Raw genomic sequence first — 22777 nt, 5'->3', positions numbered from 1 at the left:
ACCTGGCGTCCGCCCACCAGATGGCGTGTAACTGAGAGGTGCTCCCCGCCCGTCCGGGGATGGCCCCCAGACCATGCCCTTGGCCAACTGTTCGCGAGCGTGCGCCGGCGGCGGGCGCCGATGCCTTCCGCCGCGTGACCACGGACCCGGCGACCGTCTCCGCATTCGACGCCGAGTTCGGCGCCCCTGCGGTCCAGCCCGCCCTTGGCGAGCGGCTGGTGAGGCATCGTCCTGTACCCGGTCCGCAGACCGATCACCGTCACCGGACGACTCGGGGCGGGGGAGCGGCCGGCCTGAACGACCTGGTCCAGCGCGCCCACGCGGTTGCACAGACGTGCGGGAATCACTGGCGGTGTGCGCACCCAGCCCCCCGTATACGACTCCAAGGATCTCGCGGCCTTGCGTGCCTTCGCCGCCCAGCATGCGGCCGCTCATGCCAAGGCGGCCACTGCCCGCCCCCACGCCTTCTGTCACTGCGGCTCCCAGCAGTGTGCTGCCCACCCCGGCTCGGTGCACTGCTCGGGCGCCGTGGTGATGATCCTCAGGCACGATGCGGCCAGGTCTACAGCGGCGAAGGGGTCTGCGCAGCGTGCGCCCCGCTGATTCCCAACGCCACCGTCGTTGCCCGTGCTGCGCGACCGCGGCGCGTCGACGAGCGGCCTGCCGCCACGCTCCCGCCGCCCGCCTCCCGCAGAGGGGGCACCCACGCCGCTGCGCTCTGGCCGGCGCTCGCTACGGCCCCAGTACCGACGCTCGAGTGAGCAGCGCTGAGGTCGTCGCGTTGATTCAGCCCAGCATTCCGACGAGTATGGCGGCGGTCACCTACGACCACGACAAGTACCGGCGGCTGCTCCGCCAGCGCGGCATCCGTCCCGTGATCGCCGAACGAGACCAGCCACACGGCACGGGCCTGGGCATCTTCCGCCGGACCATCTCCTGGCTCCGCGGATTCCCGGCCAACGCATCCGCTGGGAGCGACGCGACGACATCCACGAAGCCTTGCTCCGGGTCGCCACCTGCCTGATCACCTGCGGCACGTGCAGCGGCTTTGTCAGTACCTCTGAGAACCCGAGCCCGGTCCCTGGGGCTCGGACTTGTGTGTTCACTCTCCTTCCCGGGACGGTGCAAGTTCCTGGAGCTGTCCGTCGTCGTCGATGTAGCGGACGCCGATGCCGTACTGAACGCGCACCCCGGCGCCGCGGAGCTGGGCCGACTCCCGTGAAGGGAAGAGATACCAGACGTCGGTGATGCTGGCCGAGGTGCCGTCGACGGCCTTCAACGTGTGGCCTTTGGCGCACCATTCCAGCATCGCCTGGTAATCCTCCAGTTGGATTTCGTCCAGCCTCGTTCGTGGCGATGTGGCGGCCTTGGTGTCGTGGACGACGCCGTCAGCGAGCTGCAGAAAGTCCAGACGGTGCTCATCGGCTCGCATCTCCAGGCCAGGGTTGTCGGCGGCCCGGATGGTGAGCTGCTTACGAAGTGTTGTCTTTCGCCAGAGGAGGATGTGGTGTTCGACCCATTCCTCGAAGAAGAACCCCTTGCTGCGGAAGTCGAGCTTCTTGAGCAACGCGCGCATGGTGCCTACTGGGCTGATGCCGACAGCCAACGTTCTGGCGTCCTGCCTGGTCATCGGTTCCCGAGCTGGCCGTTCCCGGCTTGCCTGGGGCGGGCGTGTCTTCCCAGGGCGTCCAGGTGGACCTCCAGGGGGCGGCCCTGCAGGTGGACCACCGGAGGGCCCGGCGAGCCGGTTTCCAGTCGATGTGGTGCCGAGGGCGGCTCTGGCGGGCAGCGGGGTGGAACCACTGGGTGGGCGGCCCACAGCCGGTCTGGTGGCGACCGGAGCCTGGCCTGGTGTCAGGGGCTGCTCGCCAGGTGCCGCTCGAAGAGCTGGCCCCGAAGGGGGCTCCGGTTCCCCGCGGCCTTCCGTGCGCCGACGGGTAGGGGCGAGATTCGCCTGGTCCATCTCGATCAGCACGCACAGGTTGTAGACGAGCCGAAGGAAGCCTTCCGGGGTCCGGAGGGACTCCAGGAAGCCCCACCAACCCATTTGATAGATGTCCACTGCGGTATCGACTGCAATCTCGAGGATCTGGAGTAGATCGGGCCACCGTCCGCTGAGTATCAGGCCCTGGATCTGAACGGCGGCGATGCCCCAGAGCCGCCCGAGCGCACCCGCAGCCTTGCCGACGAGTGCGGCGGCCTCAGGTGCGGCGAGAATCGCGATCGAGAAGGCGATCATCGCGTAGCCGAGGATCACCGTGCCCTGTGCCGATACGACTGCCTGTCGCAGAGCTTCGAGGCGAAGTCCGCGCTCGTCGATGTGGAAGAGCCGGCCGTCGGGGCTCATCCATATCTGGTCATGGGGCGCCGACGGCCCACGCGGATAGCAGACGAACATCAGACCGCCAGCGTGGACGCGCCCCGGCTGGTAGGCCCGTGGGTCGGACCTCGCTCGGCTGGCGCGGTTGAGTATGACGGCCCAGGCCCAGAGCACTCGGTCGCCAGGAGGCAGGCCTGCCAACAATTCGCGCGCACTCGTCTTCGGCCGCCCGTGGAACAGCGAGTCCAGCCAGTCCTGCATCTGCGACTCCGCAGTCTCCGATCGTGCGGCGAAGAGCGCGTCCGACAGGAAAAGGCCACTCTGACTTTGCATCAGTCGGAAAGCAGTCTCGTCCACCTGAAGGGGGAACACCTCGCCCACCGCGAGCGGATCCACATCGGCCCAGTCGAGCGTCAAGGTGATGGTGCCGGCATCGGCCATCCGATGGGCTGCCGCGACGATATCCGAATCGTCCGCGTACGGGCTGAGCTGCTGGAGCACGGCCTCGAGGACGGCGACGAAAGCCCGCCTGCGGCTGGCTGCAGGCTCAGGCCCCACCACCATGTCGTGGCGTTTGGGGATCCACATGCGCAAGACGGTGATGTGCTCGCCGCTGCGCGCTGACGGGGCGAAGCCGAGCCGCGGCCGAGCAACCGCGCCCGCGCCTGGTGGTGGTGCAGCGGGGGCTGTCCGTGCGGCGGTGTCACGGGAGCCGGTCGGCCGGGCGCGCGGCCACGGTTTGGCCGGAGACGCAGCCTCGGCGAGTTCCTTCCAGCGGAACACTGCTGTCTCGGTGAAAGGGGAGATGTCCGACAGCTTTCGGGGACGTGCCTCAGTCCAAGGCTGAAGCCCGCGGAACGCGCCCTCGTACAGGAGAACACCATCGCGGTCCTTGCGGGCGACCGCGGCTCTGCTGCTGAGGTGCTGGTGCAAGCCCAACAGGGCCCGCGCCGCCGCTCTGCGGGTGCGTGGGCCGGCGTTGGGGCCGGTCCTTAGATCAAGATTCACGGCGTCCGTGAGTAGACCGGGGATGCCGATCAGCGCTTCGCGCAGGTCGAGGCGGGTTGTACCGGCCTCGATGATGCGTGCCGTGACCTCGTCGATCTTGGACTCCGCCGTGTCGGCGGCGCCCAATCCCCGGTCATTCGTGCCGCGTTGCCCAGCAGGGGGCCGGGCGAGTCCGCGGGGGCCGGTGGTCGACTCGGTGCTCTCGCTGTCAGGAAACGCCACAATTGGGTCCTCGGCTGGCTCTCTGTATGTGTTGCTAGGTGCCGTCCGTCGGGACGATCGTGGAGTCACCGCCCTCTATGATGATCTTCTTGTCGATGTCGGGGTCTTCAAGCTCTTCCGCCACCAGCCGGGCGGCGAGGCGGAGTTGCTGGAGTCGCTTGGTGACAAGATCTGCGGCCACTTGCTGGACGTCCATGGCCCGGTGCAGGAGCTTGAAGTCCTCGAGCACGGGGTGGGCGCCCGGGAGTGCCTCGATGAACAGCGATCCGGTGGGGAGGACTATCTCCTCCGTGTCAGGGCGGGGGTCGGCGATTCTCGCCTTGTAGGCCTCCTCGATGCGTGGCACCAAGGCATTGAACTCAGCTTCGGGCAGATGCTCCTTGAGGCAGCAGACGAGCCGGTCGAAGTCGGCGAGGGTCAGGTTCGCCCAGTCGTCGGGATCGCTCACACCTGTGAGGGCGTTAGACGAAGGGGCGAGCAAGAAGGTGACCAGTGGGTCCCAGGCGACCAGCGGGTAGACGATCGCGTTGCCCAGGTAGCCGAGCGGGGTCGCGAGGTCGGCGATCTCGTGAAGGGGCCGTTCCCCACGGACACTGAGGTTGGCGGTGATTTCGACCTCCAAGGGCGGTAGCCAAGTGGGAGGTCGGGGTGGCCGATCGGACTTTCGCAGCTGGTACTGGACGGACCCCTGCACGCGCGGCACGAGGGTGTCGCGCAGCCGCAGGTAGCGCTGGTCGCGTCCTTCGTGATCCCACAGCGCCTGCTGGTAGTACAGGATGTTTTCCTTGAAGTGCAGTAGGGCGCGCTCGGCTTGCACAGCCTCGGTCGCGTACGACGTGAAGGCAGTGTTGTAGGCATCGGTGGCCTTCTCGAGCCGCCCGGTCTCGCGCTGCAGTTCTGATTCGACCTGCTCCTCTGAGCGCCGGCGCATGGCGAGGCGCTCGGCCACGTCCTCCCCGAAGACCTCACGCACCCGCTGCTCATCCTGCCGCCACTCGGCGGGTCCGTACTTTTGGTCGTAGATCCTTGCCTTGAAAATCTCCGCCAGATTACGGGGATCGGGTACCAACTGGGCTGTACGGAGCGCCTCCAATTGGAGCTGAAGCTTCTTTACCAGGTCTGCTTGTTGGTTCAGGTGCGCTTCCAATTCCTCGACCGCACCGTAGTCCGCGGCCAGCTTCCCGGAGGACATCCAGTCGACGGCAGGCATGAACGTCGGGTCGAGGAGGATACGGCGGAGCACCCAGTCGTTGCGGATCACCCACTCCTCGTTGATGTCGCTGGGCCTGGGAAGCTCTTGTGCGATCAGAACCACGGGCGTGACCTGTTGCAGCTGCTCGGAGAGACGGAACCTTCGCTGCAGCTCGTAGAAGAGATAGGTGACCACCAGTTCGTCGTTGGGGTTGGTCACCTCGCTGGACTCCTGGGCTTCTTCTTCCTCCGTGGCGCTCAGCACGACCTCCGTCGATGAACTCTGCTTGAGTTGCTCGGCGTGCTTCCGGGTCGCTTCGCGGAAGGACTCTTTGGTGGATTCCGACGTTCGCTCGGCACCGGCCTGCCAAACACTCGTGCTGCTCGCCGAGCCAATGCCAGGGATCTCGCCGCCGGCCTGGTTGGTCAGCGTGAAGGAGGTCGTCTGCTTGGCATTCCGGACGATCTTGGCGACATCGCGCTGCACGTCCTGACTCTCATTGCTGTAGGCAGACTCGCTTGCCTGAGCCCTTTTGTCGTTGTAAGACCGTCCGGTTTTCCGTCGCGCGGTGTACTTCACAGTGGACTTCGGACCGAGCGGAACGGTCTTCACCAGCTCGCCCGCCTGGTACCCGCGCGGCTCCCAGCGCTGCCGGTAGCCCAACAGGAGCCCAAAGGTCGCGGCCCCGCCTTCCTCATCGGTGGCGAAGGCAGTGAATCCGTAGTCACTGGAACGCATCCGCTGCAGTTCGACGAGCAGCTTGCGGAGGTCGGCGAAGCGGTCCCGGCCTCGTGGCGATGGCGAAGCGGGGCTCTTCGGGTGCCGGTGATCCCGTGAACCACGTCGCCGGGTGGAGCCTCCAGAGCCTCCGGCCAGGTCCCCCGCGAAGTCGACAGCCTCATCGACTATGTCCTCAACGATGCCCAGGGGGCCGAAGGCGAACATCCGATTGGGCGGTGTCGCACGATCGGCTGCCCAAGGGTCGGCAGCGGCGAGCAGGGCCGATTCGGCCTTGATCGCCTCTACGATGTCGGCTCCGCGGCGCAAGTGGACATCGAGATCACCGCCGAGTTCCCGTATGGCGCGTGCAGCCCACTCGAGTTCGGCGACGACAATGATGTCCGGGTGGTGCCGTACGGGCAGATCCGAGGCCAGCAGCAGCCGGTCGAAGTCGAACTGGGCGACGGAGTCAGCCGGTCCGCTGCGGAGCGTGAGGGCATGCAGATCGTTGCCGATCCGCTGTGCCGTAGCACGCGGCGAGGTGACGCCTTCCGGGATGGCGAGTTCCTCTGTGGCTTTGAGGAGCCGGGCCAGCGACTCCTTGAGCGTGGAGAGCGTGGCCTCGCCGGTGGCTGGCTCGGGCCCGCCGCCGTTGGTCGGGGGACTGCCGTCCTCAGCGGATGGGCAGCGGTCCTGGGGCGGCGTTCGCAGCCGACAGGCCACCTCCAGAATGTCCCGCCGATGACGCGGAGCGGCGCCATGGGTGTGGTCGGCCCCGAACAATAGTCGCTCGATGTCGCCCTGGGACACCGAGGAGAGCGGCTCCCCACTGCTGTCCAGCAGTCGGGCGGCGTCGGCCTCCGTGATGTCCACCAGAGCCTTGGCAGTGACCTGCTGCGCACGTGTTCGCAGGGCGGCATCGAGGAGCGACTCGGCGCGGGGACGCACCCGCTGCCGGGGCTGGAGGACGGTGTCTGGCAGCGAGCCGTCGGACAGTCGCAGCGGGGCCGTGGCCCGATGGGACAGGGCGTCGGCGATGTCGATGAGCCGCTGCTCGTGCGCCCCACGGTTCTTATCGGCTGCTTCCTTTGTGGCGCTTCCCACGCCCTCCCGTACGAAACGCAGGGAGGCAGCCCACTCCGTGGCCGTCCCTAGGGCGGCCGGACCAGAGCCCGGAGAAATACGATCTGCCGACGCGCTGTCAGGCGGCACGTCGCGCAAAGCATCTGGAGGAATGGAGATGACGCTGCTGTGCGTCCCTTCCATGGCCATGCGCACCCTGTTTACGAGGTGGAGCAGGTCCTCGACAGTGCGGCCTCTGTCACCTGAGCGCTGGGCTCGGAATACGGCGGTGGCGAGTGGGACTGTTAAGCGTCCGCCTGGGCCTCGGATACGGAAGGATCCGTCTTCTCCTGTGACGTCCGATCCAAGACTCGGCTGCGTGACGACCCATTCCGCGTCGTCCTTGCGCAGCAAACCTCCATTGCCGAGAGCTCGGCTTGAGTGTGACACATCGAAGATCTCGACAATGACTCCGGCGACAGGTGCTCCTGATCCTTGGACCTCGACCCGACCGGCGATCTCCATCGTGCGCCCCCTCTGCAGCGCAGGTATGCGAGGACGGTCTCGGGATCATTGCCATGACTAGTCACGGCAGATATTTCATCGCTACATGCAGCCTACGTCTGGCGGCCATACACGTCATTTCGGTCTGCCATGCCTCGGCTCGGCAGAGCGCGGCCTCGTCGTTGTCGTGTGACAACGGCTACCACAATGAGCCGAGCTGTCGGTGGGTGATCAAGCAGCAGGCGAGTTTGAGGAATGCTTCGCGGGAGCGTGGCCCACGGCCGTACCGGTCGGGAACGACCCGACAAGCGCTCCCGGTGCGGAACTTGAACACCATCCCGTTGAGGACTCCGCGGTCGTCCAGCCGCTTGCGTCCCCGCAACGTCTCGGGCAGCCACGGCCGGACGAACTCTCACTCGGCGTCGGACAATTCACGGCGCCGTATCACGACCCCATGTTCCGCCTCCCAAGAACATTTGAGGACACCCCCTGGGGGCCGCCGGACGGGCTGGAGTTCGCCCTCGAACGCCGAGCGCGCACTGGAGGGGGCCGGGCCCGGACGTGCCGTCAGTGGCAGAACGGGGCCGCCCCTGGGGGTGTCCCGGTGCCGCAGGGCAGCCAGCGGCGGGGGCGCTCGTGGCGCGGACCCGTCGGGGCCGGCTGCGAGGCGGTGGCGTTCGGGCCGAACCTCCGGCCCGGGAGGGCTTGGACGCGGCCGATGGCATTGCCGAGGAGTTCGGTGAACCAGACGTTCTGGTCAGGCCCGGTCGCGATGTTGAAGGGCACCTTGTCCGCGCCGCCCGGCACCGGGAACTCGGTGATCTCCCCCGTCGGGGTGATCCGCCCGATGTGGCCGAACTGGTCGGCGTACCACATGTTCCCTTCGGGACCGCGGGTGATGCCGTCGGCACCTCCGCCCGGGTTCGGCCGGGGGAAGAGCGTGATGGTGCCCGACTGGGTGATCCGTCCGATCTGGCTGGAGGCGGTGAACCACATCCCGCCCGGGCCGGCCGCGATGTCGGACGGGAACTCGAACCCGGTGGGCAGCGGGTACTCGGTCACGTGGCCGAAGAAGTCGACACGGCCGATCTTGCCTGCGATCAGCTCCGTGAACCACACACCGCCGGGGCCGGCGGCGATGTGGTATGGGAAGCTGTCCGGTGTGGGGATGGCGTACTCGGTGACGGTTCCATCAGGCCGCATCCGTCCGATCTTGTTCGTACCGTTCTCGGTGAACCACAGGGCGCGGTCGGCACCGAGTGTGATGCCCGTGGGAAAGCTGCCCGCTACGGGCAGGGGGAACTCCGTGACCGCGCCCGCGGTCGTGATCCGCCCGATCTTGTCGGCAGCGCCCTCGGTGAACCACAGGGCGCGGTCGGGGCCCTGCGTGATGTCGAAGGGGAAGCTCGACCCGGTGGGTACGGCGAACTCGGTGACGGTGCCACCGGTCGTGATGCGTCCGATCTTGTCGGCACTCGACTCGGTGAACCACAGCGCCCGGTCCGGTCCCGCGGTGATCCCGGCGGGGAAGCTCTCGGGGGTCGTGATCGGGTACTCCGTCACGTCCCCCACGTCGGCCCGGGCGGGAGCGGCCTGCATCGCGATCGCGAGCAGCGCGCCCAGGGACGCGGCGAACAGGCGGTTGAGTCGTCGTCGGATCGTCGGCGTGCCCGGCATGACCAGCCCCTTTGCGGTGAGCGACAGGAGAGTGACCAGTGACGGCTTATCAGCTCACGCTCGGGACCGCCCGGCCCGCGCCACCGAGTCGGCCGCGAACCAGCCGACTGCCGTAGCCGGCCGGGGGGCGGATCACCCCGGCGGCGTGCCAGGCACGTCAGGCACGTCAGGCGTCAGGAGTAAGCCTTTGACGTCGCAGCGCTGCCCAGGTGGGAGCGGTTCGTCGGGGTAGCTATCGACTGGGTCGTGGCCTGGTCCGGCCGGGGCGTTTGATACTGCCGTCGGTCGGCTGCTCCGGCTGCTCGGCGGTCGGCGATGGCGCGGCGGCGGGACTCGGCCTCGCGCCTGGAGGTGGCGCACCGGGCGAGGTTCGCCGGTGTGCGCATCCGCGTCGCCGGATCGGTCGTGCGCCGCCGGACCCGTTGACGCATTGGTCCAGACCTTCTACGTTGTGTGCCTCAGTCAGGTAACGCGCACGCACGGTTCACCTCGCCCCTGTACCACCCCACGATGACAGGGAGAGCCATGTTCCACCGGCGCAGACCACCACGCGCACTGTCTCGCAAAGGCCCGCTCGGAGCACTCTTCGGGAGTCCCGGCACCGGCCCTGGACCCGAGGCCCGGCGTCGCGGTGCCCGGTCGGGGCGGCGGATCGCCGCCCTGGGCACCGCACTGCTCCTGCCGCTCGCGCTTCTCACGACGCTCGCCGCGCCCGCCCACGCGGCCGGGACCCTGACGGCGACGTTCATCCTCCAGGACAACGGCTCCTGGTGGAAGGGTACTTACATCGTCCGCAACAGCGGCTCGGCTGCCGTCAGCGGCTGGAGCTTGGAGTTCGACCTGCCGGCCGGGGTCTCCGTCACCGGCCACTACAACGGTGACGCGACCGTCTCCGGGCGGCACGTGACCGTGAAGAACGCCTTCTACAACGCCAACGTCCCGGCGGGCGGCAGCACCGAGCCGTACAGCTACTGGTTCATCGCCAACGGGCCGATCGGCACCCCGACGGGCTGCACCGTCGACGGCGACAAGTGCGACGGCACCCCCGACCTCCCGCCGACCGCTCCCGGCACGCCGAAGGCAACCGCGGTCACGGCGCACTCGGTCGCGCTGAGCTGGGCCGCCGCGCAGGGCGGCGACCACGCTGTGGCCTCCTACGAGGTGCTCAGCGGCTCGGACACCGTGGCCACCGCGACCAGCACCTCGGCCACCGTCAGCGGCCTGAGGCCGGCGACCGGCTACACGTTCACCGTGCGCGCCAAGGACACGCGTGGCAACGTGGGACCGGCGAGCGCCCCGTTGACCGTCAGGACCGTCGATCCGGCGACCGACCCGACACCACCGACGGCCCCCGGCCATCTGCGGGCCACCGGGAGGACCTCCTCCAGCGTCGGCCTGGCCTGGGACAAGTCCACCGACAACGTGGGCGTGGCCGCCTACGACGTGTACCGCGGCGGCACCCTGGCGAAGACCGTCGGCGCGGACACCACGACGGCCACCGCCGACGGGCTCTCCCCCGCCACCGCCTACACCTTCACCGTCAAGGCCCGCGACACCGCCGACAACACCTCACCGGCGTCGAACACGGTGTCCGCCACCACCGACGACGTGGCCGGACAGGGCAAGCAGCTCAAGGTGGGCTACTTCGCGCAGTGGGGCATCTACGGCCGCCAGTACTTCGTGAAGAACCTGGACACCTCGGGCGCCGCGGCCAGGCTCGACGTGATCAACTATGCCTTCGAGAACCTGGACCCGGCCAACCTCACCTGCCAGGCGGGAGTGACCAAGGGCGTCTCCGGCAACCCTCAGGACCCCGACGAGGGCACCGGTGCGGGCGATGCGGACGCCGACTACGCGCGTCCCATGCCGGCCGGGCAGTCGGTGGACGGGGTCGCCGACGACGGCTGGGGCAAACTCCGGGGCAATTTCAACCAGCTGAGGAAACTCAAGGCCAAGTACCCGAAGCTGAAGGTCGTGGTGTCGCTCGGTGGCTGGACGTACTCGAAGTTCTTCTCGGACGCCGCTGCCACGCAGGCCTCCCGGGAGAAGTTCGTCAAGTCCTGTGTCGACGTGTGGATCAAGGGTGATCTGCCCGTCTACAACGGCGCGGGCGGCCCGGGCACGGCCGCCGGGATCTTCGACGGCATCGACATCGACTGGGAGTGGCCGGGCTCCGAAGGACATCCGGGCAACCACTACGGCACCCAGGACAAGGCCAACCTCACCGCGCTGCTCGCCGAGTTCCGCAAGCAGCTCGACGCGCTCGGCGGTGGGCACCGGCTGCTGACCGCCTTCACCCCGGCCGACCCGGCGAAGATCTCCGCCGGCTGGGACCTGAGCCGGATCTTCGACTCGCTCGACTACGCCAACGTACAGGGGTACGACCTCCACGGCGCCGGCAGCGACAACTCCTGGGAGCCCAAGCGCACCGGCCACGCCTCCAACCTGTACACCGACGCGCAGGACCCGTACTCCTTCCACTTCAGCGTCGAGGACGCGATCAAGGTCTATCTCGATGCCGGGGTCAACCCCCGCAAGCTGACGGTGGGCTTCCCGTTCTACGGGCGCGGCTGGCAGGGCGTGACCGACGGCGGGGTCGCCGGTGAGTGGCAGGACGCGGGCGGTGCGGCGCCCGGCCAGTTCGACACCGAGGCCGGGGTGCGCGGCTACAACAACCTGATCACCAGCTTCCCGGCCATGGCCGTGCGTCACGACGAGCAGTCCGTGTCGACGTACGGCTACACCGGTCCGGGCGGCCAGTGGTGGACGTTCGACGACGCCTGGTCGATCGGGAAGAAGACGGCCTGGATCAAGTCCAAGGGGTTGCTGGGCGGCTTCGTCTGGGAGATGTCCGGCGACACGCCGAACGGTCAGCTGATGACCGCGCTGAACGACGGACTGAAGTAGCCGCACCGAGGTGCCCGGCACGGCGGTGCCCGGCGCCGCGGTGCGGCTCCCGGGCGGGTGGGCGGCGCACCGCCCGCCCGGGTCCCCCACCCCACCGAGCCGGCCTACCTGCGTGACAGCCGACGGTGCACCGCTCAGAAGCAGTCCGCCGGCATGTCGAGGGTGGTGCGGTCGAGGCTTTCCAGCAGCGCGAACTGCGCCTCGGTCCTGGGCAGTTCGTACCGGAAGAAGTACTGGCCCGCCTGGCGCTTGCCCTCGTAGAAGGCGTCGCTGCGTCCGGCGGCGGCCAGCATCTGCTCCAGCCACATCCAGGCGACCACGACGTGTCCCACGGCCTCCAGATAGACCGAGGCGTTGGCGAGGGCGGTCTCGGCGTCCCCGGCCTCCCACAGGCGCCGCGTCACGGCGGCGACGCGGGCGAGGGAGGCGTCCAGCTGCCGTCCGAAGGCGGCGACCTGGTCGTCCGCGGCCGCCGCGCGGGCGGTCGTCGTGGAGACGGTCTCGATGAGCAGGCGGAGCCCCGCGCCGCCGTCCATGACGACCTTTCGGCCCAGCAGGTCGAGGCCGTGGACACCGTGCGTCCCCTCGTGGATGGGGTTGAGGCGGTTGTCCCGGTAGAACTGCTCGACGTTGTACTCGCGGGTGTAGCCGTAGCCGCCGTGGACCTGGATGGCGAGGTTGTTGGCCTCCAGACACCACTGGGAGGGCCAGCTCTTCGCGATCGGGGTGAGCATGTCCAGCAGAAGCCCGGCCCTGGCCCGCTCGTCGGCCGTAGGGGCGGTGCGCTCGTCGTCCAGCAGCCGCCCGCAGTACAGGATGAGAGCCAGCGCGCCTTCGACGTACGACTTCTGGGCGAGGAGCATGCGCCGGACATCGGGATGCCCGATGATCGGGATCTGGGGAGTGGTGGCGTCCTTGGCCATGAGCGGGCGCCCCTGGGGCCGGGTGCGCGCGTAGTCCAGGGCGTGCAGGTAGCCGGTGTAACCGAGCGCTGTGGCACCGAGTCCGACACCGATGCGGGCCTCGTTCATCATGTGGAACATGTACGACAGCCCGCGGTGGGGCTCCCCGACCAGGAAGCCGACGGCACCGGGGGCCCCGCCGGGCCGGAAGACGCCCTCACCGAAGTTCAGCAGCGTGTTGGTCGTCCCTCGGTACCCCATCTTGTGATTGAGGCCTGCCAGGGTGACGTCGTTGCGCTCGCCGAGCGTCCCGTCGGCCCCCACCAGGACCTTGGGGACGATGAAGAGCGAGAGTCCCTTCACGCCGGGAGGGCCGCCGGGGATCCTGGCGAGGACCAGGTGGACGATGTTCTCCGTCAGTTCGTGGTCGCCACCCGAGATCCACATCTTGTTGCCGAACAGGCGGTAGCTGCCGTCGCCGGCCTCTTCGGCGCGGGTGCGCACATCAGCCAGCGAGGAGCCCGCCTGTGGCTCCGACAGGCACATGGTCCCGGAGAAGCGGCCCTCGACCATCGGGCGGACATAGGTGTCGATCTGCCCGGGGGTGCCGTGGGCCAGCAGCAGGTTTGCGTTGCCGATGGTGAGGAACGGGTAGGCGGCCGTTCCCACGTTGGCTGCCTGGAACCAGGCGAAGCAGGCGTTCGCCACCACGCTCGGCAACTGCATGCCGCCCACCTCGTGGTCCATGCCCCCGCCGATCAGGCCGGCGCCGGCGAAGACCTTCAGGGCCTCTTCGACTTCGGGGATCATGTGCACCCGCTCGCCGTCGAAGCGCGGCTCCTGGGTGTCGTTCTTCTTGTTGTGCGGGGCGAAGTGCCGGGCGGCGATCGTCTCGCTGAGGTCCAGTACCGCGTCGAAGGTCTCGCGCGAGTGGTCGGCGAAGCGGGGGCGCGCGGTCAGGGATTCGACGTCGAGCCACTCGTGCAGCAGGAAGTCGAGGTCTCGGCGGGAGAGCAGGAGGGAGGCCATGGTGCTCTTCTTCTCGGGTTCGGGTTGCTTGTGCGAGGGTTCGGGTTGCCTGTGCGAGGGTTCGGGTTGCTCGTGCGAGGGGAGCTGTCGCCGGCCGGTCAGACCGTGGTGCCGAGGCCGCCGTCGACGGGGATGACGGCGCCGGTGACGTAGGCACCCGCACGGCTGGCCAGATAGACGGCGACGCCCGCCATGTCGTCCGGCCGCCCGATCCTGCGCAGCGGAGCCGCCTCGGCGATCGCCTCGCCCACGGCGTCCAGGGTCGCGGCCATCATCTTCGACTCGAAGGGGCCGGGCGCGATGGCGTTCACCGTGATGCCCTGTGGCCCGAGTTCCTTGGCCAGGACGCGGGTCAGGTGGTGCAGGCCCGCCTTGCTGGCCGCGTAGGAGTAGGCCGAGGTCGGGCTGACGTGCAGGCCGTCGATGGATCCGACGTTGATGATCCGCGCAGGGTCCTGCGTCGACCCGCCGGCGCGCAGCTTCGGCAGGAGGGCCTGGGTGAGCAGGAAGGGGCTGCGCAGGTTGAGGTCCATCACCTTGTCCCAGCCGCTGACCGGGAACTCGTCCAGGGGCGCGCCCCAGGTGGCGCAGGCGTTGTTCACCAGGATGTGCAGCCGCTCCTCCCGCTCGCCGATGTCTGCGGCGAGTCGGTGGCACTCCTCCTCGCGCGACAGGTCGGCGGGCAGCGCGACCGCCTGGCCGGGACCGGAAAGCCCGCGCACGGCCTCCTCGCAGGCTTCCGCCTTGCGGGAGCTGATGTAGACCTTGGCTCCCGCTTCGACCAGGCCCCGGGCGATCATCAGGCCGATGCCCCGGGAACCGCCGGTCACGAGGGCGGTCTTGCCGGACAGGGAGAACAGTGAGGTCACGGTGGACTCCTGAGGGGGAGGGGCGGCGCGGGCAGGCTGTTCCCGACCCAGGCCAGATACTAAGCAGTCGCTTAGCAGCTGTCCAACCCTTGCACCCTCCCCCGGCGCCCGTGAGGACGGCCGGCACGCCCCGCGATGAAGTGTGACCTCAGGTGCTCGCCGGTGCCGGCAGCGTGTCCGCGCCCTTGTGCGTCTGGTCCGCGCAGACGGCGCGAACCTGGCCGGCATCCTCGGCGGTCAGCTCCCGGGCGACGGCCTTGATGTTCTCCGGCACGAGGGTCGGAAGGTCCGCTACCGGCGGATGGGCGGGGTAGGCGCGCTCCATCCCGGTGATGATCGTTCGCTGTTCGTCGGCGGTGACCGTGCCGCCCTCGGGGGAGTCCGGGGCAACGGCCGACCGGACGAGGCCGCGGACCCGCCGGAGATAGCGGCGTTGGTCGTCGATCAGCGCGCGGGCTGGACCCGGGGCCCCGTGCCCCGGGTACATCGTTGCGGCCCTGGGGAAGCGCCGGCGCAACTGGGCCAGGATCCCGAGCCAGCCGCAGCTGTGCCCCTCGATCAGCGCGGGCGTGACCTTCCTGGCCGCCAGGTCACCGGAGAAGAGGTCGCCGGTGTCGGGGCGGTAGTAGACGGTCGCGGTGTCGGACTCACCCTCGGAGAAGTCTGCGGTCTCGAAGCGGAGACCGCCGACCCGCAACGGTGTGCCGTCCTCGAAGGTCCGGTCGGCGTAGCTGAGTTCGGAGGGGAAGCGGGGGTTCGCCGAACGGGCCAGCGGGTAGAAGCCGCGCCTGTCCTCCCGCATCGCCCTGTCGGTCGCCCTGGACGCGTAGACGGGGGCATCGGGGAAGGCCACGTGGAAGGCGCCCGCCCCACCCACATGGTCGGGATGGGAGTGGGTCAGCAGAATGGCTGCGACGGGTTCGCCGGTCTTCCTGATCTCCGCTATCGCCCTCCGGGCGTCGGCCGGCGTGCGCAGGGTGTCGACGAGGACCAGGCCTTCCGGCGCCTGGATCCAGTAGGTGTTGACGGAACCCGGGTTGGGTGAGGCGAACCGTCCAGGCCGCGCCGCCTTCCCGGCGGCCGCCTCGGAGATGTCGCCGCTGGAACAGCCCACCACCGACGCGAGCGCGCATACGGTGGCGGAGGTCGCGGCCAGCAGGCGCCGCAGTCGCTGGTTCATCGGGAGCCTTCGTGATGTCGGGGGTGCGAGGGCACGGTGAAGGCCCCGCGGTGGGCGAGGGCCCAGACACGAAAGGGGCGGGGCGGACCACCGGTCACCTCCTCCACGGTGGCGTGGACCCGGGACTCGTCCAGGGTCCCGTCGCCGTAGAAGCTGAAGAACGCGTGCACACCTCGACCACGGCTTGGCGCTCCATGTGGTGAAGCAAGTCCGCCCCGAGGGCGGGACGGTCGGTCGTGCTCACTGGGCCTCCCCTGTCACAGCGTTGAGCTGTCGTAGCGTTGAGCTGTCATGGCGTTGAGCTTGTCTTCGATGGCTTCCGCCTCAGGCCGCGGCGACCGGCGCGCCGCACCGGGCACTCATCCGCGCTGCGGCGCATCAGCCCGCTGTTCCGGTAGCGCGCCGTTCCGGTCTGCAGGAAGATTCTGAATCGGCAACGCTCTTGGAGGAAACAGCGAAATCTTGTGCCGGGCACCGTAGATCGTTGTGGCCGTTAGGGTGTTCGACGTGAGCGACATCGACCTTCGGCACCTGCGTTCGTTCCTGGTAGTGGCCCACAAGCGGTCCATCACCGGTGCCGGGGCGACGCTGCATCTGACACAACAGGCGGTGTCGACACATGTGCGGCAGCTGGAACGCTCCCTGGGCGTAGACCTCTTGGTGCGCACCTCACGCGGCGTGCTGCTCACTGCCGCCGGAGAGCAACTCGCCGCCGACGGCGCGACCGTCATCGACGACGTCGCCCGCCTGGCAGCACGGGTCCGTGCCGTGGCCAACGCCGAGACCGGCACCCTTCGTCTGGCCTGCTGTCCCGCCGCCACCACCTTGTTCGCCGTCGATGTGGCCGACGCTCTCGAGGCGGCGGTCCCCGGGCTGCAGGTGACATTGAACGGCGTGCGAAGCCCCCGGCAGGAACTCGAGCAACTCGTGGACGGGAGTGCGGACGCGGCCTTCATGTGGCTGCCGGTCGGTGACTTCGGGCTGCACACCGCGGTCGTCCGCACTGATCCCCGAGCCGTGGTGCTGTCCACCCGCCATCCGCTGGCCGACCGTCCCACCCTGACGCTCGCCGACCTTGCCGACGATCCGGTCGTACGTCCCGATGTCCTCGCGTCGCCGGAGGCCGAGCGGTTCTGGCTCGCGGACCCCCGACCCGACGGCCGCCCCGCACCATACGGCCCGGTCGTGCCCCACATGGAGGACTGCCTGCTGGAAGTCGGCCGCGGCCGCGGCATCTGGTTCGCCCCACAACCGCTGCACGCTCTGATGCCCGCCGGCAACGTGCGCTGGATCGAGGTCGCGGACGCGAAGCCCTTCGACCTCGCAGTGGTGTGGAACGACGGCGCTCCGCAGTCTCTGATCACGCGCCTGATCGCCGAGGTCCGCGCCGCCATCGAACGCGCTTGACGACTCAGGTCGCCTGCAGCGGCGACGCCGATCACCGGGTTGGCCAGTTGACGCCGGCCCAAAGAGAGAGCCGGGGCGACAGATATGCCCCTGAATTTCGCTGAGCAAGTCGTCGATGTGACCGCAGCCGCTCACGGGACAAGCGTGCCGCGCCCCAGATTCGCATGCTCTGCCTGATCCGGGGGCGAGAGCCGGCGACGGGAACCACCCCGGATCATTTCCCCAGTTCAGCGGTTGATTCAGGTGCGTATCAACCTGGGCGACCTGCCCCGTGCGGCAGCCGGCCCGCAGGCGCGGGCCCTGGAGCCGGGTGAACCTGTCGCGAATCCTCGCGAATTGCTGCGGTTCACCGGACCATCGCTCGTTAATTAACTCCCCCCTGCATAAACATTTACCACTCTTCTGAATAATTCCCATCCCCTTCATTATGGATTCACGTTCGGAACCAGGACGGTTCCCGAAAGGAAAATCAGGAGGGGGCAGCATGTCTTTCTTTGGTGTGCACGCATCATCGTTTTCCTCTTGCAGTCGGCGCAGCACCAAGGTGCTCCGCGGGTGGGTGTGTGCCGCGGTCCTGGCCGTAACCGGTCTGGGGCTCGCTGCCCCGGCGGCGGCGGCGACGCCGGAACCGACGGCAGTCGAGTCCACCGTGTCTGCTCCACAGGCCCCGGTCCAGGCGCCGGTCACTGTGGAGCAGCCCCCGGGGGTGAGCGGCTACATCCCGGTGGAGTACCTCCTCCCCGTCGTCGTCGCGTTCCTGATCGTGTATGCGGCTTCCCGGCCCGGGGGGCGTGAGGCGGTCAAGGCTCTGATGGAGCTGGTTCGCGGCCGGGGTGGTGGGGGAATGCCGCCCTTGGGGTGATGTCCTGGGCTGGTGAGAGGCGGGGGGTGCGCGGTGGCCTCCCGTCTCTCACCGGCAGGTGCAGTACCTGGCGTGGATCGGGTGCGTGGGGAGGTCGGTGCGGCGGGGTTGGCGGAAGTGTCTGCGGGCGGCAAGCCCATCGAGCATGCTGGGAGCTCCTGATCGGCGGTCTCCGACTTCCGGGTGAGACTGTCGGTAGGGGCATGTGAGTCGGCCTCGTCCACCTTTGACTGGCTTGAGTCGTCGGGTGCGGGAGGCTGTGGGGGTGGGGGCATGGTGGAGGTAGCGCCGGGTGACGGGCAGCCTGGTGAGATCGAGGTGCGGCCGGTAGGGCGGCCCCCGGCTGAACTCGATCCCAAGGTCGTGCCGAAGTCACGCTGGGAGCTGGTCCAGCTGATGCGTGAACTCATGTTCGACCCGCTGAAGAAGCGGGGTTTCACGCAGAGGAAGATCAGCCTCGCGCTGGGGGAAGAGTTCAGCACGGCTGCCGTGTCCCGTATCTCGTCGGCGAAGAAGCTGCCCACGTTCGCCGAGGTCGACGCCCTGTTGAGGCTCGTCGAGGGCGAGCCGGGCCAGGCCCTGGAGCCCGCTCGGCGCCAGGAATTGCTGCTCGCTCATCTGCGGGCGGTGGAAGCCGAGGATTCCGCTCTCTTCCAGCTGTTCATGGCAGAAAGCGCATGTCAGGCCTATCAGGCCGAGTGCGAGCGAAGGCGGGATACCGAACGCTCGCTCAAGGGCGAGCTGGTCCAGACTCACTGGGTCCTGCACTGCTCGAACCAGACGACCGCAGCGGCGAGGGCGCGGCTGGCACGTCTCGAGCGCGACAAGAGCCGGGATGTCGCTCGGCTGGCCCAGATGCGGCAGCTGCTCGTCGACACGGAGACGGAACTCGCCATCCACAAGGCGGCGCTGAGTGAACAGGCCCTCAGACTGCGGGCAGAGGTGGCCACCGCACATGCCGCGCGTAGAGCCGCCGAGCAATCGGCGGCGAAGGCTCAACGTGAACGTACCGAGGCCGAGCAGCGGCTGCTGGAGGAAGTGGCCAGTGCCGAAGCTCTGGCGGAGGAACTCAGGGTGGTCAGGGCCTCCCGCCAGGAAGCGCTCCGGGAACGGGACGAGCTGCAGCAGGAACTCGAAGCCGCCAGAAGTGAGGACGCCGTAGTCTCCGCTGCCAAGGCCGCCGTACGCCGGGCGCAGGACCAGTTGGCCGAGGAGGAGTTGCTGGTAGGGGCTGAGACGGCGGGCCCGGCCGGGGGCGGTTCGTTCTCGGAGCAGGAGGACGGCCGGCACCGGGGGCTGCTTGAGAAGGCGCTGCTCGGCGCCGAGACGGCGGTGGCCGATCTCGTGGCCGATCTGGCTGACGCTGATGACAGCGAGGCGGTGACCTTCGTTCTTTCCACTGCTGCCGGGCGTTCTGGCGAGCAGGTCGCCGCTTTGATCCAGGCCCTGGGAGATGCTGGATACTGGCCGCAGAGGGAGGAACTCTTACGCCACGCGGGCCAGAAGCCGCCCCAGGTCGTGGCCGACCTCCTGCAGGCCCTGGAACGCGATGACGCGATCACGGAGATGGGGCTGCTCTTCGATGCCGCCGCCCTGGCCGATGTGCCCAGCCTGCTCAACCATCTGCTGCACCTGGAGCAACAGGTACAGGCCATGAGGCTGCTGGACGCCGCCGTGCGCCGGCGGTCCATGGCCGACGTAGCGGGCCTTTTGGCCCTGCTGGCAGAGGGCGGGCGTCTGCAAGAGGCAGAAAGCCTGCTGAGGGATGCCGTTACGCACCGCAATCCCCGAGAGATCCTGCCCCTCCTGCAGAGCTTCGCCTCTCTGCCTGACGGCAGCCGTTTCACCGCGCTCGCCCTCGAGGCCGCGGCTGAGCGCAAACCGTCCGCGGTAGTGGCCCTCTGCCGCGCTCTGCTCATGGCCACCGAAGACGCCCGGACGGGTGCCATGGCGGCCGAACTCCTCGCATGCGCCGCACGGGCCCCCATCACATCGGTCGCGGAGACGGCCAGCCTCCTCGCCGGCCATACGGACGTCAGTCGATCGCTCCCGTACTTCCTGACCGTCTTCTTCGATCAGCGCAGTGAGCATGCGTGGCAGCTGATCACTCACGTGACGGTTCAGTTTCCCGCCGCCCTCGGAGCCTTGCTCGCCGCGACCGGGGCGTCAGCACCGGCAGGGTTGCTGGCGGCCCTCACCGTCCAGGCCGCCGCCTGGCTGCCGCCGGCGACGCAGGAGGGGGAAAGTGACGCCGTCACCGCGCTGCTTCTGAGCGGGGCACGACGCGAGAGCGAGTACGTCGTCGCTCTGTTCCGTGAACTCGGCAATACGGACGGCGACCTGGCTCGCCAGCTGCTGGGCCACACCGTGCGGCAGTCCACGGAGAGGGCGACGGACGTGGTCGCCACACTTCTTCGAGCCGGATATGAGGAAAGCACCCTGCTCTCCTACGTCAGTATGGGGGCGCCGTCGCTGGCAGCGGTCGTGCGGGTGGCAAGAGATCTCAACGAACGCCGTTATCACCATGCCGCCTCGACCTTGCTCCACGACGCCGGCTCCCGGGCTCGCTTCCCCGCCACCGAGATGGCGGCCGCCCTGCACCAGCATCTTCCAGGCTGGGCCACGCAATGCCTCCTGGCCGGCGCCTGCACACGGTCCGCCAACCTGACCGCGGAACTGGCCGTCGAACTGCACCAGCAGGGCCGCTCCCTCTTCGTGCAGCTCATGCTCACCACCCTGCCGATGGAGCCGGCGAAGACCGTCGACCTCGCCGACCACCTGTGGGTCGGCAACCTGCGTCACGACGCCACCTGGCTGCTGGCCCGGCTGGCCGGTACGGCATCGGCAGCCGAACTCGGCACAGCCCTGCACCTGGCATCCCCGTCGGCGCAGGACGAGCTGATCACGCAGATCGTGCAACACAGCAGCGCTGCTCAGTACGCCCTCCTCGTCACGGCCCTCTCCGCCCAGGGCCAGGGCCATCTGTCCTTGGCCCTCGTCCGCGCGGCAGGCACAGACCCTGCGGGCGCAGCTCGTGCCAGCGCCGGCACCCTGGCCCGGCATGGACACGACCACCAGGCCCGCTGGCTGCTCGCTCAAGCCGCGGAAGACTCCGGCACAGCGCCGTGGCCTCCGGCGGAAACCCCGCAAGAGCTGGCCCAGGCGCTCACCTACTACGCGGCCCAAGGTCCCGACACACGGGCAGACGACATCCTGCTGTCGACCATCTACAGCAACCACGCCATGCCCTGGAACAAAGTGCTCCCCCAGATTTCGGGAGCGGTGCTGGAACGGACACTGCTCACCGTCCTGGAGCATCTCCCGCACAACCTGATCGCGCAGACCAGCAAGCCCCAGGTCACGGCCATTCTTCGCGTTCTCACCTCCGCCCCGTCAGCGCTGCGTGCCCGGCTGCTGCAACCGCCTGAGGACCATAAGGTCGCCCACCTGACGAACCTGGTCATCGCCCAAGCCGATCTCCCAGAAGGCTCGCAACTCGCCCGCGAGATCCTCGGCATCGCCGCCACGCTGCCGGAGGAACGCGACATCCTCGTCATTGCCCGGCAGACCCTCTCCGAGGGGGCCAAGGCAGCGGCCTCCCAGCTCATCCGGGCCGCTCTGCGGCAACGTCCTCTTGCGGATCTCCCGCCGTTGATCCGGTTCGCCGTCTCCAACCAGCTGTCCGGCGGGCGTGCCGAGATCGGGACCCTGCTCAAGGAACTCCACCCTCAACACCGCGACGACGTCGACACATGCCTGGCCGAGGCCTTCCGCCCCGAGTTCGATCCGGACATCACCCGCGCGGGACGGCCCCTGCCCGGCGCCCTGGTAGCGGTGACACTGCCGACCCTGGGTGAGAACGTCACCGAAGGCACGGTCACCCGCTGGCTCAAACAAGAAGGCGACCACGTGGAGATCGACGAACCCCTCGTCGAAGTCTCCACCGACAAAGTCGACACCGAGATCCCTGCAAACGCCACCGGCACCCTCCGCCACATCGCCGTACCGGAGGACGAAGACGCCGAAGTCGGAGCCGCCCTCTGCTACATCCAGCCGCCGGCTGCCTCCGCCGAGGACTGCACACCGCCTGACGACCTGGTAGCGGTGACACTTCCGACCCTGGGTGAGAACGTCACCGAAGGCACGGTCACCCGCTGGCTCAAACAAGAAGGCGACCGCGTAGAGATCGACGAACCCCTCGTCGAAGTCTCCACCGACAAAGTCGACACCGAGATCCCCGCAAACGCCACCGGCACCCTGCACCACATCACCGTGCCGGAAGACGAGACAGTCGAAGTCGGAGCCGCCCTCTGCTACATCAGCCCGGGCACCGGGCAGGCCAGCGACGACGGCGTTCCTGTCACGACGCTGGCACCTGGCATCACTGCGGTCACCGTCGGCTTCGGATGGCACCTGAACACCGTCTTCTTCGCACTGGACGCGTGCGCGATCGCAGTCGACACCCGCGACCAGGTCTACTCCACCGACCACTTCGTCTCCGGCAGCAGACAAACTCCCGACGGCACCATCGTCCACGCCAGCGGCAACCGCCTGCGTCACACCCGCGACAAACAGGCCGTCTACATCAACCTCGCCGCTCTGCCCGACGCCATCGAAAGAATCGTCTTTCCGACGTACATCTACAACGCCAGGAACCGCAACCAGCACTTCGGTCAGCTCCGCACCGCCTACGTCCGCCTCATCGACCAGGCCGACGGGACTGAGATCGCCCGCTACGACCTCCCCGAGCACACTCCCGCTGACACTGCCTTGATCTTCGGCGAGCTGTACCGCAGCGGCGCCCGGTGGAAGTTCCGGGCCGACTTCCAGGGCCACCCCACCGGCATGGCCGGCATCGCCCAGCACTTCGGCGTGGACGCCCTCCTGCCAGGGCAGCCCCTGTGACGCCTCCCTCG

Annotated in this window: 9 protein-coding genes and 2 pseudogenes; 5 read left to right on the top strand and 6 right to left on the bottom strand. The window is 68.5% G+C overall.

What is annotated here, in order from left to right; all coding sequences use genetic code 11:
• Positions 1–823: 823 nt before the first annotated feature.
• A pseudogene (locus tag ACZ5CW_RS16050) lies at positions 824–1029 on the top strand (IS5/IS1182 family transposase); the annotation flags it as partial.
• A 73-nt stretch (positions 1030–1102) separates the two neighbouring features.
• On the opposite strand, the gene ACZ5CW_RS16045 reads toward ACZ5CW_RS16050, so the two are convergent.
• The 3 genes from ACZ5CW_RS16045 to ACZ5CW_RS16035 form a co-directional block, all read right to left on the bottom strand.
• Positions 1103–3454, bottom strand: a complete 2352-nt coding sequence (locus tag ACZ5CW_RS16045; protein WP_468601559.1) for a hypothetical protein — start codon at positions 3452–3454, stop codon at positions 1103–1105.
• A gap of 130 nt (positions 3455–3584) precedes the next feature.
• Complete coding sequence (locus ACZ5CW_RS16040; RefSeq protein ID WP_468601557.1) at positions 3585–6734, bottom strand: hypothetical protein; 3150 nt, start codon at positions 6732–6734, stop codon at positions 3585–3587.
• 861 nt (positions 6735–7595) lie between these two features.
• On the bottom strand, positions 7596–8705 hold the full coding sequence (locus tag ACZ5CW_RS16035; RefSeq protein ID WP_468601555.1) for a Vgb family protein: 1110 nt from the start codon (positions 8703–8705) through the stop codon (positions 7596–7598).
• Positions 8706–9230: 525 nt separating this feature from the next.
• Here ACZ5CW_RS16035 and ACZ5CW_RS16030 point away from each other — a divergent pair.
• The gene (locus ACZ5CW_RS16030) at positions 9231–11612 is read left to right on the top strand and encodes a glycosyl hydrolase family 18 protein (RefSeq protein ID WP_468601604.1); all 2382 of its coding nucleotides are present in this window, start codon (positions 9231–9233) and stop codon (positions 11610–11612) included.
• 134 nt (positions 11613–11746) lie between these two features.
• Here the strand turns inward: ACZ5CW_RS16030 and ACZ5CW_RS16025 are convergent, their stop codons facing one another.
• The 3 genes from ACZ5CW_RS16025 to ACZ5CW_RS16015 all read right to left on the bottom strand — a co-directional run bounded on the left by ACZ5CW_RS16025 (position 11747) and on the right by ACZ5CW_RS16015 (position 15592).
• Complete coding sequence (locus ACZ5CW_RS16025; protein ID WP_468601553.1) at positions 11747–13543, bottom strand: acyl-CoA dehydrogenase; 1797 nt, start codon at positions 13541–13543, stop codon at positions 11747–11749.
• 98 nt (positions 13544–13641) lie between these two features.
• Positions 13642–14412, bottom strand: coding sequence for an SDR family oxidoreductase (locus ACZ5CW_RS16020; RefSeq protein WP_468601551.1), 771 nt, complete (start codon positions 14410–14412; stop codon positions 13642–13644).
• 148 nt (positions 14413–14560) lie between these two features.
• On the bottom strand, positions 14561–15592 hold the full coding sequence (locus ACZ5CW_RS16015) for an MBL fold metallo-hydrolase (protein ID WP_468601549.1): 1032 nt from the start codon (positions 15590–15592) through the stop codon (positions 14561–14563).
• Between the two features lie 507 nt (positions 15593–16099).
• Here ACZ5CW_RS16015 and ACZ5CW_RS16010 point away from each other — a divergent pair.
• The 3 genes and pseudogenes from ACZ5CW_RS16010 to ACZ5CW_RS16000 all read left to right on the top strand — a co-directional run bounded on the left by ACZ5CW_RS16010 (position 16100) and on the right by ACZ5CW_RS16000 (position 22766).
• On the top strand, positions 16100–16999 hold the full coding sequence (locus tag ACZ5CW_RS16010; RefSeq protein ID WP_468601547.1) for a LysR family transcriptional regulator: 900 nt from the start codon (positions 16100–16102) through the stop codon (positions 16997–16999).
• Between the two features lie 1135 nt (positions 17000–18134).
• A pseudogene (locus ACZ5CW_RS16005) lies at positions 18135–22121 on the top strand (biotin/lipoyl-containing protein); the annotation flags it as partial.
• Between the two features lie 57 nt (positions 22122–22178).
• Positions 22179–22766, top strand: coding sequence for a TerD family protein (locus ACZ5CW_RS16000; protein WP_468601602.1), 588 nt, complete (start codon positions 22179–22181; stop codon positions 22764–22766).
• Positions 22767–22777 lie beyond the last annotated feature (11 nt).

It is taken from the genome of Streptomyces sp. NPDC031379 (assembly GCF_055569615.1).
This window is presented reverse-complemented; position numbering and strand designations above follow the sequence as displayed.

Excerpts from the sequence above, each read along its gene's own strand:
- ACZ5CW_RS16040 (WP_468601557.1), bottom strand. The coding sequence starts at position 6,734 with ATGGCCATGGAAGGGACGCACAGCAGCGTCATCTCCATTCCTCCAGAT.
- ACZ5CW_RS16035 (WP_468601555.1), bottom strand. The coding sequence starts at position 8,705 with ATGCCGGGCACGCCGACGATCCGACGACGACTCAACCGCCTGTTCGCC.
- ACZ5CW_RS16030 (WP_468601604.1), top strand. The coding sequence starts at position 9,231 with ATGTTCCACCGGCGCAGACCACCACGCGCACTGTCTCGCAAAGGCCCG.
- ACZ5CW_RS16025 (WP_468601553.1), bottom strand. The coding sequence starts at position 13,543 with ATGGCCTCCCTCCTGCTCTCCCGCCGAGACCTCGACTTCCTGCTGCAC.
- ACZ5CW_RS16015 (WP_468601549.1), bottom strand. The coding sequence starts at position 15,592 with ATGAACCAGCGACTGCGGCGCCTGCTGGCCGCGACCTCCGCCACCGTA.